This window comes from Chryseobacterium potabilaquae (assembly GCF_902728265.1).
In the GTDB taxonomy this organism is placed as follows: Bacteria; Bacteroidota; Bacteroidia; order Flavobacteriales; family Weeksellaceae; genus Chryseobacterium; species Chryseobacterium potabilaquae.
In genome coordinates this window covers 1-13,178 of record NZ_CACVBR010000018.1, presented here as the reverse complement: position 1 = coordinate 13,178, position 13,178 = coordinate 1, and the positions used below count along the sequence as shown (strand labels likewise).

General features: G+C 30.5%; 13 protein-coding genes. 9 read left to right on the top strand and 4 right to left on the bottom strand.

Annotation, left to right across the window (positions count from 1 at the left end; translation table 11 throughout):
* Positions 1-4 precede the first annotated feature (4 nt).
* From CHRY9293_RS10690 to CHRY9293_RS10680, 3 genes are all read left to right on the top strand, one after another.
* Positions 5-907 carry a TssN family type VI secretion system protein gene (locus tag CHRY9293_RS10690; RefSeq protein WP_162032968.1) on the top strand — a complete coding sequence of 301 codons (903 nt, stop codon included), beginning with the start codon at positions 5-7 and terminating at the stop codon, positions 905-907.
* A 24-nt stretch (positions 908-931) separates the two neighbouring features.
* Positions 932-2,074 carry a hypothetical protein gene (locus CHRY9293_RS10685; protein ID WP_162032967.1) on the top strand — a complete coding sequence of 381 codons (1,143 nt, stop codon included), beginning with the start codon at positions 932-934 and terminating at the stop codon, positions 2,072-2,074.
* Between the two features lie 107 nt (positions 2,075-2,181).
* Positions 2,182-3,351 carry an aminotransferase class V-fold PLP-dependent enzyme gene (locus CHRY9293_RS10680; RefSeq protein ID WP_162032966.1) on the top strand — a complete coding sequence of 390 codons (1,170 nt, stop codon included), beginning with the start codon at positions 2,182-2,184 and terminating at the stop codon, positions 3,349-3,351.
* 192 nt (positions 3,352-3,543) lie between these two features.
* Here the strand turns inward: CHRY9293_RS10680 and CHRY9293_RS10675 are convergent, their stop codons facing one another.
* Positions 3,544-4,197, bottom strand: coding sequence for a metal-dependent transcriptional regulator (locus CHRY9293_RS10675; RefSeq protein ID WP_122547405.1), 654 nt, complete (start codon positions 4,195-4,197; stop codon positions 3,544-3,546).
* A gap of 84 nt (positions 4,198-4,281) precedes the next feature.
* On the opposite strand from CHRY9293_RS10675, the gene CHRY9293_RS10670 reads away from it, so the two are divergent.
* The gene (locus CHRY9293_RS10670; protein ID WP_162032965.1) at positions 4,282-5,313 is read left to right on the top strand and encodes a threonine aldolase family protein; all 1,032 of its coding nucleotides are present in this window, start codon (positions 4,282-4,284) and stop codon (positions 5,311-5,313) included.
* Positions 5,314-5,387: 74 nt separating this feature from the next.
* Positions 5,388-5,951, top strand: coding sequence for a gamma subclass chorismate mutase AroQ (gene aroQ / locus CHRY9293_RS10665; RefSeq protein WP_162032964.1), 564 nt, complete (start codon positions 5,388-5,390; stop codon positions 5,949-5,951).
* 44 nt (positions 5,952-5,995) lie between these two features.
* Here aroQ and CHRY9293_RS10660 read toward each other — a convergent pair whose 3' ends face one another.
* Entirely contained in the window at positions 5,996-6,499 is a 504-nt protein-coding gene (locus CHRY9293_RS10660) for a hypothetical protein (RefSeq protein ID WP_162032963.1), read from the bottom strand.
* An 80-nt stretch (positions 6,500-6,579) separates the two neighbouring features.
* Positions 6,580-7,137 carry a DUF4256 domain-containing protein gene (locus CHRY9293_RS10655; RefSeq protein ID WP_162032962.1) on the bottom strand — a complete coding sequence of 186 codons (558 nt, stop codon included), beginning with the start codon at positions 7,135-7,137 and terminating at the stop codon, positions 6,580-6,582.
* Positions 7,138-7,587: 450 nt separating this feature from the next.
* Between CHRY9293_RS10655 and CHRY9293_RS10650 the strand changes: the two genes are divergently transcribed.
* The 4 genes from CHRY9293_RS10650 (at position 7,588) to CHRY9293_RS10635 (ending at position 11,238) form a co-directional block, all read left to right on the top strand.
* Positions 7,588-8,400 (top strand): T9SS type A sorting domain-containing protein, encoded by an 813-nt coding sequence (locus CHRY9293_RS10650; protein ID WP_162032961.1) that lies wholly within the window; start codon positions 7,588-7,590, stop codon positions 8,398-8,400.
* Positions 8,401-9,189: 789 nt separating this feature from the next.
* Positions 9,190-10,188, top strand: coding sequence for a hypothetical protein (locus CHRY9293_RS10645; protein ID WP_162032960.1), 999 nt, complete (start codon positions 9,190-9,192; stop codon positions 10,186-10,188).
* A gap of 192 nt (positions 10,189-10,380) precedes the next feature.
* Positions 10,381-10,707, top strand: coding sequence for an ArsR/SmtB family transcription factor (locus CHRY9293_RS10640; protein WP_162032959.1), 327 nt, complete (start codon positions 10,381-10,383; stop codon positions 10,705-10,707).
* A 57-nt stretch (positions 10,708-10,764) separates the two neighbouring features.
* The gene (locus CHRY9293_RS10635; RefSeq protein ID WP_162032958.1) at positions 10,765-11,238 is read left to right on the top strand and encodes a DUF6428 family protein; all 474 of its coding nucleotides are present in this window, start codon (positions 10,765-10,767) and stop codon (positions 11,236-11,238) included.
* A 324-nt stretch (positions 11,239-11,562) separates the two neighbouring features.
* Here the strand turns inward: CHRY9293_RS10635 and CHRY9293_RS10630 are convergent.
* On the bottom strand, positions 11,563-13,178 hold a 1,616-nt coding region (locus tag CHRY9293_RS10630), incomplete at its 5' end, for an alpha/beta fold hydrolase (protein WP_162032957.1).

Below are 13,178 nucleotides of genomic sequence, written 5' to 3'. Positions count from 1 at the left end.
AAAAATGGAAGTTTCTTCAGTGAAAGGTTTTTTTTTAAGGTATGTTCTGATGCCTTTAATTGCAATAATAATGATGTTTATTTTAGGTGTTATAAGAAAAAATACGCCTTCCATTAAAATTAAAACCATTATAGTATACATATTGCTTGGTAGCCTATGCTTGTCTATACCTGGATTCTTGGGTTTTGCAGGAAACCTTTTTAATCCTTATTGGTATCTTATTGCTCAGATGTATTCTCTTCTTTTAGGTATTGTTCATATTAATTTATTAGATAAATTTTTCAAAAAACATATCGATTCTTTAGGAATAACCATTCTTTTTGAAGCCTTGCTTTCTATAATATGTATTACATTCGGAGGATATTTTTTTACATTATTATTTGATTATATGAGTCATGGAATGGGAAATGCAACCATGGCCGCTACTAGTATATTAATATTTATTGTTCCTCTGGTATTCTATTATAGTTATATTCAGTTTATTAGTATTCCTTTTGATATTTACAAGACATGGAAATACTCACCTGATCAGAAGCTCCCAGATTTTGCAGGCGCAGATTTCGACAAATTAATGGTACTAAATGTTGAATTAAGTAAAAGCTTAGAAGATTCCAGTAGGTTTAGAATTAAGGCTAAAACATTGCCTACCGGAATAACGTTCGGAGATTGGTTTTATAGAGTAGTAGATGACTATAACCATAAAAATCCAACCTCTATTATCCACCTTACGGATCAGGAAAAAGAATCATATTACTGGATTTTTTATACTAAAAAATCATTTTTTAGTCTTCGAAAATATATTGATTTTGAACAAGATATTGCTGCAAATGAAATTTTAGAAAATGATATTGTTATTTGTAAAAGAGTCATTCAGCATGAAGAAGAAGGAGCTAAAAGAACGTCATAATCACACACTATAAGTATTCAACACATGATACAACCTATTAAGCATTTTGCAATCAATTGGGTAGATGGGATGAAAGTATCTCAAAAACACCTAAATGCTCAGGATAATTTTTTTATCGATACGATAAGAGATTCTAATTCATTAGGAATCAATATATATAACTATGGACTTTTACCTGCCTCAAAGGAATTGATGGGTAAAAATATATTTGATGTCCATAATACAGCCACCCATGATGTTCAATTAGTAATTAATCATTGTAATGCGGTTACAATGGCAGGATATAGAATTGAATTGAACGACAAGAGGATTAGTGTAAAATCAATAGCTAACTCAATGAGTGAAGAACGGGTTGATGGAGCGTATTATATTTTAATATCTGTAAATCCATTTGATAAAATTCCATTTGGAGATATTGATTCAGAAGAAACTCCACCAAGACATCCTAATACTAATTCTAACTATCATATTGAATTATTCCCTGCATCGTCTCTTAGTAGTAACTATTCAGGAGGGAATTATATTATTATTGGAAAAGTTATTTTTAAAGGAGATATTGCACAAGTTGATTCTCATTTTATCCCTCCATGTACATCGATTCAAAGCCACCCTGTTTTGTTGGAATACTACAGTAATTTTGCAAAATCTATTGGGAATTTACAACAATATGCTTTTAAAATTCTTCAAAAAACGTCTCATAAAAATCAAAATATAACGCTTGCCAAGAACGTGAAATTTCTTTGTGATACGATGATCAATACATTTGGAGATATGTATTTTCAATTCAGAAATGTTGTCCCATGGCAACCACCGATATTTCTTATTGAATCTTTTGCGAAATTGTCTCTGCATTTGTATAATTCAACACAGGCTCTTGCACCAGGAGAACTGGAAGAAATGCTAAATTATAGCTTGGAATGGAGTGAAGTTGCTCCACATACTTTATTAAACCAATTATCTATTGTTGCAGAAACCAATTATGATCATCATAATTGTGGTGAAATACTACTATCTATTCAGCAAGTTTTAAAAAGCCTCGAAACCATCTTCTCTAAGTTGAGTGAACTAGACTATATTGGGCAAAGGAAAGAAAATATTATTGTTAATGAGCAAGAAATTGTTTCAAATAATATGACTCCTAAAAGAGGCTGGAGTGTTTTAGATTAGTTAAAAAGAATTAAAATAATAATCCCGAGATTAGGTTTCGGGATTTTTTGTGTAACATTGTCTTTGAAATATATCTGAATATTAATTATTTAACAATGAATTTCATAATGGATATACAATCAATAAGACAAAATACAAAAGGGTTATCAGGTAAATTTTTTTTTAATAATGCAGGCTCATCTTTAATGCCTCAAACGGTGGTTGAATCAATGATTGATTATTTTAATCAGGAAGAGCAATGGGGAGGATATGAGGTTGCTGATCGAAATTCACAATTATTAGAGTCCTTTTATGAAGAAACATCGAAATTAATTCACTGCAAACCTTCAAATATTGCTTTTGCAACAAGTTCTACAGATGCATACGCAAAAGCTTTATCCAGTATTATATTTAAAGATGGAGATTGTATTATTACAACAATTAATGATTATATTTCTAATCAAATTACTTTTATCTCCTTACAAAAAAAACTAAATGTAAAAGTGATAAGAGTAAAAAATCTTCCAAATAATGAATTAGATTTGGAAGATCTTGAAAATTTAATTAGAGAATATCATCCCAAATTAGTTGCCGTCACGCATATACCTACTAATTCCGGATTAATTCAAAATGTGGAAGCTGTTGGAAAGATATGCCGCCAATATGATATTATATATCTGGTAGATGCTTCTCAGTCAGTAGGGCAAATGGTTGTAGATGTTCAAAAAATTAATTGTGATTTTTTGACGGCCACTGGAAGAAAATTTTTGAGAGGCCCAAGGGGAACAGGTTTTTTATATGTTTCAGATAAGATTTTAGAACAAAACTATGCTCCTTTACTTTTGGATATGCGAGGGGCTCATTGGACAGAGTATAATGATTATGAATTAATAAATACTGCCAAGCGATTTGAGCATTGGGAAACTTCTTTCGGATCATTATTAGGATTACTAGAAGCTGTAAAGTATGCTAATGCGATCGGATTAGAACATATCGAGATCTATAACCGGAAACTAGCGGAAACTCTTCGTCAAAATCTTGAAAATAATGGGTTTAAAATTATGGACAAAGGTATGAATCTAAGTAGTATTGTTACATTTTGTGAGCATAATGGAGATCTTGATCGTATCCAAAAAGTGCTTAAGGAAAATCATGTGTTTTTTTCCATGAGTTATAAAAAATCTGCCTTGATTGATTTTACAAACAAACATATAAATGGAGTAGTACGCCTCTCTCCCCATTATTTTAATACATTAGAAGAAGTAGAAAGAGTATCTCAAATTTTAGAATCAATATAAAAATTATCTTTTTCACAAGATAATTTATCATATATTCTTTATAAAATTACGGTTTACTTGTAAAGTTTTTATTACATTATTGACTTTTCAATAAAAATAGTTTGGGTCTATTTGATTAAGTATCTATTTTCGCCACACACTATAATAAAAAATAATTTAAAATGAATGTATATAATCAAAAGGAAGTATATCTCATTTTTTTACTAATATTTTTTCAGTCGCTTTTTTGCTAAGTATTTCGTTCTTTCCTTCAATTTCTATTGTCATAGAGTTGTCAAAGTCTTCAATTTTAATGATTTTAATTTTTGTATTGAGGAGAAGTTTTCTCTCATTTAAATAACTTAAAAAGGCATCATCAGAATGGGTTACAGAAGTAAAAATAACAACTTCATCAATCTTACACTCGGTTAATTTCTGTAAATCTTGGGCTATAATATTTCCATCTTTATCAGGAATAGGTTCACCATGAGGGTCAAATTTTGGATAATTGAGAATTTCATCCATTTTGTCAAAGAAAATTTGAGAATGGACGTGTTCTAGCTGCTCCGCAATTTCATGCACGTTTTCCCAACCAAAATTCATTTTTTGAACCAAAAACATTTCTGTAAGTCTATGTTTTCTTACTACAAGCGCTGCTTCTTGTTTACCTTTTTCAGTAACAATTAAAGGCTTATATGTTTCATAGATTACCCAGTTTTTGTCAGCAAACTTTTTCATCATATTATTTACACTGGGCATTTTTACAGCCAAAAACTTACTGAGTTCATTGATGGTGACTTTTCCCTCATTATCAGCTAAGTGAAATAAAGCTTTGAGATAATTTTCTTCTGTGAGAGTTGTTTTCAAATGTTAGATGTTTTTCTCTACAAATCTAACAAAATATTATGAAATTTCTTTACACTCTAGGATAACTTTACTTACTTTTACTCTATGAAATTTTCATTTAAAAACGACTATTCTGAGGGATGTCATCCTCATATTTTACAAGCACTTTTACAGTGTAATTATGATCAACAGGCTGGTTATGGTGAAGATATATATTCTTTAAAAGCCAAAGAGTTAATTAAAGAAAAAATGAATAATCACGATTCTGAAATTTATTTTGTTTCAGGCGGAACTCAAGCCAATTTAATTATTATTTCTTCGATTTTGAAACCTTATCAATGTGTCATTTCCGCTTCTACAGGACATATTTTAAATAATGAGGCAGGAGCTATAGAAGCCACGGGGCATAAAATTGTAAGCATTGAAACAGAAGACGGAAAATTAAGTCCTTTAGATATTATTCCTATTTTAGAATCTCATAGAAATGTTCCGCATCAAGTCATGCCCAAGCTTGTGTATATATCAAATTCAACTGAACTAGGAACTGTTTATACCACTGCAGAGCTCGAAGAACTTTCAATTTTTTGTAAGGAAAATAGGTTGTATCTTTTTATGGATGGAGCAAGAATAGGGCATGGAATTATGTCGGAAGCCAGTGATCTTACTTTAGAAAAGGTCGCCAAATTTACTGATGTTTTCTATTTAGGAGGGACTAAAAATGGAGCATTAATTGGAGAAGCTATTGTTATTAATAATCTGGATTTGCAAGAGGATTTTGCATTTAATATCAAACAGAAGGGAGCTTTGTTAGCAAAGGGGAGGTTGCTAGGGATTCAGTTTATGGAATTGATGAAAAATGACTTATATTTTGATTTGGCAAAACATGCGAATCAACAGGCTATGAAAATCAAAAATGCATTGAAAGAAAAAGATGTTATCTTTCTTTCAGATACTTATACGAATCAGATTTTCCCGATATTAAAAAATATGTTGATTCAAAAATTAGCCGAAAGTTTTGAATTTTATATCTGGAAAAATATAAATGAAGAATTTTCTGCAATACGTCTGATAACTTCATGGAATACTAGTGATCAAGCTGTCTCCGATTTTATTGAAATTATCAAAAATGAGGGGTAAATGAATTGAAACTTGCATTTTAAGAACAACATCTTTCCAATCTTTTTGTAGATATTTATCACTAAAAATCTAAAATGAAAAAATTACTTCATCTTCTTTTGGTTGGAATATTTCTGACTATTATTTCATGTAAGAGTCAGGTACTCCTAGATAGTGAAAAAGAGGTCTTATTAAAGTTAATTGACAAACGACTATCAGTTGCACCATTAGTTGCCAAAAGTAAATGGAATACAAAAGCCCCGATTGATGATCCTGCGCGTGAAAAAGTGATTTTAGATGGTGTACAAGCTAAAGCAAAAAAAATAGGGGCGGATGAGATTTTTGCAAGAGATTTTTTTCAAGCACAATTTGAAGGAGGTAAGATAGTACAGAGGCAATTGCATCATCAATGGGAGGGAGAGAATCAGGGTTTATTTGATACATCCCCTGATTTGGCACAGGAAGTTCGACCTATTTTGGATAGTTTAACCCCTCAATTACTAATGGAACTAAAAAAAATTAAACCTAATTCTTGCGATACTCACTCATTAAAAAAACTCAATAGGGATGCGAGAAAAATCATCAATCCAATTTTTAATGATCACGTTGTAGAGACAGTAATAAAGCCTATAAAAAATTATTGTAAGGGATTATTATAACAAAGAGCCCGCCTCAAAATTGAGGCGGGCTCTTTTACGGAATTTTATTTTAAAAATTTCATAATTTTGTGACAGTCTACTATTTCTAGTTGAGTTCCATCTTTATAGCTAATCTTATTTTCGTGAGCATATTTTATTTGCTTATTATCTTCTTTATGTTCTCCAATTCCTTCAGTTAAGGTTTTTTCTTTTTGGAGAAAATAGATGTCTCTTTTACTTTTTGATCCTTCAGATTCAAACTCATAGGTAAGCTTGAGGGTATCTCCCGATTTGAAACCTATTACATCTCCTTTGTTACTATCTTTTTCAAAGTTTTTATATACTAATTTTCCGGTAATTGTTCCCAAATTATCATCAATACTAGCATATACTGTATCCTTTCCCGTTATTCCCATATAGCAAAATGATTTGGCACCTAACGTATCTATAATTACTTCTGAGCTCGTAATAGAATCTGTTTCATTGATGCTGGGTGGAGTTTCTATTTTCTTTTTGCAATTAAACAGAAAGACTGAGCATGCACATAGTAGTAGGATTATTTTTTTCATATTTTCTATGTATTTATTAAGAGCTTATTCCTATAAAATTATTAATTATTTTTACACAAAAGCAGGTTTAAAATTAAATTTTAAACTTTCAAAACCCCTCTAAATCCCCTTGCTGCATAGTAGGAATCTGCCCCATTATGATAGGTGAAAGTAGTATTATAACGGCGATCACAAAAGATAGCACCACCAAGTTCTCGAATAGGAGTAGGTGTTTTTACCCAGCTGGATGTTTTTTGATCAAATTTTCCCATTTCTTGAAGTTGCCGATATTGTTCCTCTGATAAGATTTCAATACCCATTTCTGTAGCTTTATCAATGGCATTATTTTCCGGTTTATTTGCTTTTCTACTTTGCCAGGCTTGATAATCATAGCAAAGACTCCTTCGTTTAGGGCTCTCCGGAGAACAGTCAAAGAAAATATATTCATCTGTATTTTTGTTGTAACCTACGACATCCGGTTCGCCCTCAGTTTCTTCCATAGCATTTAATGACCACATTTTTTCAGGATGCTCTTTTAATTTTGCTTGGATTTTTTTCCACTCCAAATCTTGATGACGCACCTTATTTTTTTCGAAACGATTTTTTAAAATCTCCAAAAGCTCTTCCGTTTGTTTTTCAGTTAATTTTTTCTTATTCATATTAATTTTTTTTAAAATTAATCATTAATTCTTTTCCCTCTAAATATCTGAAGAATATATTTCACGCTCCCACCACAAGGGGGCATCATAATAATTTTACTTTGACTCATAATAAAAATTACACATTTCGCATAGGAAGTCTTTATATTTGCATATAACACAATTAATACTTAGATATGATGAAAAATAAAATTTATTTTCTTTTATGAGAGAGTATATAATAATATTATAATTTTCTTCTAACTATATACATCTATATATATTAGTATTTGCAGTTTCAATAATGGGAGCTTTTGGAAAGCCATTCCATATTTACAGAAACCGGATTATACTATTATGGTAATTTTTACTTCCGAGCCTAAAATGGCATAATATCTTACAAAAACACATTTTAATTTGATATCTGAAATTACATCAGATAATTTTTATTATAAACTTAATACATAAAAGATGAAAACAATTAATTACTTTTTAATGTTATTTACATTATTGAAAAGCTATAATGTATATTCTCAAACTTCCTGTACAAATACAATCAATATTTTTCCTAATGGAATTACAACAGTGAATGGAGTACAAGTTTCTTATACGTCTACAGGTTCAGTACGAGAGGCTGGATTTTCGCCTTTTCTAAAGCTTTGTCAAGGAGGTGGTTCTCTTTCGTCAGGTAGCAGTTTACAGGTAGGCGCCCAGGGTTCTTGGTCTTTGGTTATTAACTTCGATAGACCGATTAATGATGTAAAAGTGGTACTAAGTGGCGTTGACTCCACACTGGGTGCCGAAAATTTTGTCTTTAATTCTAATGGGGGACCGGTAACTATTTCTTCTGAAAACTATTGTGGTATGTCTATTGGGGGAAATCAACTAATTGCAGATCCTACTGGAGCTGGAGGAGGTATTTTTAAAATTCATACTTTTATTCCATACACGCAATTAGTAATTAGTGGACAAGGAGGATCTGATGGAAGTGCCTTAGGAATATGTTCTACAAGTATTTCTGTTTTAGGAGTAAAAGATGTAGTAAATGGACAAAATAATTCAATAGATATTTTTCCAAATCCTACAAAAGGCCTAACCACTATTTCTTCTCAAGAAAAATTAAAGTCTTATAAAGTTTTTACTGAATCAGGAAGATTGATACATTCGGCTCCGCTTAAAGGAAATAAACAAGAACTCAATCTTTCTTCATTGGAAGCAGGTTACTATATGTTATCTGTAGAAACAGAAAAACAGAAAGTAAATAAAAAAATAATTAAGAGATAAGAATTCTATCCATATCTTTGTTTATCAGACTACTAATAGTCTCTAATATTCAATCTGAGCAGAAAAAAGTATTTTCATTTTTTCTGCTTGGGTTTTATAATAGGTTCAGATACATAATTTATAACATTGTAAGAACAACGTTTTTCCCGTTGAACTCTCCGCAGATAAAGTGCCTACTTTTAGCAAATATTCTATAATAGAATAGCAACTCTTGCAGGATGTCCTAATACTAGCTATTCTATTTTGCTCCTCTGTGAAGTGATTTATAGTATACTTTTTTCCCTATTCATCTTATTAAAAGAAAAAACAGGTAATTTTAATCAATGAAAAAATTACAAATTTTTTATGATATGTGTCATTTTTATGATTTTTATATAATTTTAATTTGGAATTAATTATGTGATTCTTGTTTCTTTGCATTATATATCATACCTTAAATGGGCAGGCTGGTATAAATTAATATAATATTAAAAAAACAAATGAGAAAGACAATTCTATTGGTGACCTTAGGGTAATTATTTACTGATTATGATTTCCTCTTTGCTAGAATAACTATACAATATAAACTTATATATCAATAAGATATAGCTTACAATGAATGTTTATATAATAGAAATAAAGTCCAGAGATCTTCCCATTCAAATTCACTAACCTTTAAACATTACTCATTCTCAATTCTTAAGAAATTCTGGTACAATTTAATAACCGGAAATAAAAATATTTAAAAAAAATAATATTTATTTAATCTAAATAAAAAAGCATATCGGTAATAAGTATATAATATAAGCAATGAAAAAAACAACACATTTAATTTTAACTCTTTTATTAGTATTGTCTTTTACTTCATGTTCAAGAGATGAAACGAATGAAGGAGAACCAAACAAATATTCTGATAATACTCAAAAACGATCTGTAATAGAAGAAGAATTACTCAAAAAAGGCTGGAAAATTATAGATCAATTTGAGGTTTCTGCTAGCCTTCCCAAAGAAGGAATAAGTAGTCATAAAATAATGAATAAAACCAATGGTAAATTTATTCCTTTGTCTGATAGTCATTTAAAATCAATAGGATATGATATATATACTTCAACAGGTAGAAAAAAACTTAAAAAAGATTTTGCCTATAAGAATATAATTCCTGACGGACTGGAGTTTAACCCTTATCTTTCTATAGATGGGCATAAGGGTAATAACGCTCCTGGCTTAGCGAATGTCTCGATTTTTATAGGAAATCCTATGGTGACACCAATCGAAGAGCCTTATTTTCCTTCCGAATCTTTTACTACAGAAGTTTCGAATGATTCAGATCAGGAGAATAGTATTGAGAAAAGTTATGAATATAAAACGGGAAGTGTAGTTAACTGGAATACAGAAGTTAATGGATCTTTTGAGCTAGGAGCAGAAGGACAAGTTGGGATTCCTTTTGTGACAAGTGGGGCCGTGAGCACTAAAATAAACATTGGAGGAGGATACTCTGAAGGTGGACAAGAATCTACAGAAAAAACAGTTAATTCTAAATATATTGCTAAGGTTCCAGGGAAGCATAAAGTAAAAATAACAATAGTAACTACCTCAAAAAAATACAGTGTTAATTATTTTGTACCTATAGGTCTCGAGGGCTTTTTTAAAGCCAATTTTCCTTCAAAGGTACTTGGACATTACTTTTATAAATTTGATATAAAACATGTTTATAATTTCCTTCAAAATATCAATGGACAAAAGGGAAACGCGACCGTTGTTGAAAACCAGTCTGTCAAAATATTCCAATCTCCAGCAGAGCCTATATAAAGCTTAAAGGTACTAAAAAAGTTAGGCTTGGATTTTATAATCTGAGCCTTTTTTCTCAAATAGACATCAAATTAATAAGAAATATTGATTATTTTAACTCTGAGTTCAAAGAAATAACCCCCTCAAATTTATTTAAAAAAGATTATTTTCTATTGAAATAATTATCGTAATATTGCAATATAATAATTTATTATGGGTGCAACTAAAACAGATCATTTTACAGATGAACAAAATCAGATAGCTACAATTGCAAAGGCTTTAGGGCATCCTGCAAGAGTTGCTATTATCGAATACTTACTAAAGGTTGATACTTGTATCTGTGGAGATATTGTAAATGAATTACCATTGGCACAGGCAACGGTTTCTCAACATTTGAAAGAATTAAAAAATGCTGGATTAATTAAAGGGAATATTGAAGGAACTGCAATTTGCTACTGCATTAATGAAAATACTTTTGGATTACTGAAAGAATATTTTTCAAAAATCATTCTGGGTGTTACAAATCAGAAATGTTGTTAGGACATTTTTTTACTCAAATATATCGTAATATAGCGTTTAACCAATAAATTAAAATTTATGAAATTATCTGAAATCAAAGGAATTTTACCAACATTAGAAAATGTAGAATTTCAATTAGAAAATGGAACTTTTGTTCCTGAACACTTTCATGTAACAGAAGTAGGAGCTGTAACAAAACATTTTATTGATTGCGGCGGAACTATCCGAAATGAAAAATTAGTAAGCTTCCAATTGTGGAATGCTGACGACTTTGAACATCGTTTAAAACCTACAAAACTTTTAAATATTATCAAATTATCAGAAGAAAAATTAGGTATTGAAAATGATGAAATTGAAGTTGAATATCAGAATACAACAATTGGCAAATTTGATTTAGAGTTTAACGGGAAAAACTTTGTTCTTAAAAATAAAACAACAGCGTGTTTAGCTCAGGAGGCTTGCGGGATTCCTTCAGAAAAACAAAAAGTAAACTTATCTGAACTTTCTATTAACCAATCTTCTGGATGTAATCCAAATTCCGGTTGTTGCTAAAATTCAATAAACTAAGTATCCAAAACTATTACAAACTAATCTTTTGTAAAGTGATATAATATACATATAATAAAGTCCTATAATTTATATTATGTTAAATTGTATTTTTTTCTGAAAACATCCCTGATTATTTGGGCCGGCTCACAATATGAATTATTATTTAGTATTTAAATTAATAGACTGATTTACTTAACCAAAAATATTGGGGAAACTTATTCACAAACTATTGCAGTAAAAGACTACACCCTATTAATAAAAGTCAGGCCTAGAAACTATATCCCTAAGCCTAACTTCTACAAATAATACTATTCAGTTGGTTATATACTAAGAGTCATTTTCATTTTTTACAATATCTATAATAGCTTGTTCTTCTTTTAAAATATTCATATGTGAAGCATTAATAGAATAAACACTTAATAAATCATTATTTTTCAACACCTTATCTACATTATTGTAAATTAATTGTTGTATATATTCTACGGCACTTTCACTTTGATTATCTTCTCCGAGCATAGCTTTTAGCAGTATAACTTTTGTATATTTCAATTGAGTAGAAATATTTTGTTCACTAATCATAAACTCTGCTCTCAATACATCTTTCATATGAACAAAATGGTTGCTATCAATAGGCACTTGAAGTTCTTGACTGAGCTGTTCATCTGAAAGAGATGACGTTTTCATTAATTCTAAATCTGAATATTTGATAAGGGTATCCAATAAATAAATTGTAATGTTTTTATGTCCTCTTTTTTCTAATTCAGCAGCAATTTCCAAAGAGATCAGCCCTCCTAATGACCATCCCAATAAAATATACTCTTCCTGTTGACTTTCTTTTTGGACTTGCTCAATATGATCAAGATAATACATAGCTAAACGATTGAGATTATCTATCTTTTCCTCATGATAGAGATTATATGAATCTATTCCATAACAATGATAATCCTGATGTAATCGATCAGCAAGTGATTGATACACTTCAAAGCCTCCAGTTCCAGGATGAACCATGAAAAAATTAGGTTTAGTATTACTATTGTTAAGAGGAACGATTACCTTATATTCCGGCTTGTAATTCATTATTATTAAAGATAATACTCCTATAGTTTTCCCATAAAAAATATCTGCTACTTTTATTTGAACTCCTGTCTGATGATGAATTTTACTAATCAGTTTGATAGCCATAATACTGTTCCCTCCCAAGCGGAAGAAATCATCATGTAAACCAATACTTTCAACTGGTAAACCTAAAACCTCACTATAAATCTCTGCTAACTGTTTTTCAAGAACCATTGTGGGTGCTATATATTCCTTATCTCCTGTGAAGTTAGGTTCTGGTAAGGCTCTTCGGTCCAACTTACCATTAAGTGTCATTGGGAATAATTCCAAATGAACATAAGCTGAAGGAACCATATACTCCGGAAGTAATCCTGATAAATATACAGATAAGTCTTCAGGATTAAATGAAGTATCAGATACATAATAACCTACCAAATATTTTAATCCTGAACTATGTTCTTTAGCTAATACAACACTCTGTCTAATTCCTTCATAACTCAACAAAGCACTTTCTATCTCTCCTAACTCTATTCTATAGCCCCTGATCTTAACCTGGAAATCATTTCGACCTATATATTCCAAATCTCCTCCAGCAAGATAACGGACTAAATCTCCTGTCTTATACATACGATCATTATAACCTTTAGCTTTCTCTTCTTCGCTTTGGAAAGGATTCAATAGAAAACGCTCAGCTGTAAGCTCTGCAAGATTTAAATAACCTCTTGATAAACCGGCTCCTCCTATATATAACTCTCCTACAGCTCCCAATGGTACAGGACGTAAATACTCATCTAATACATAAGTTGTGGTATTGGCTATAGGTCTACCTATATTAAGTGCATTATTATCATTATCATAATGATGATAAGTAGACCATACCGTGGTTT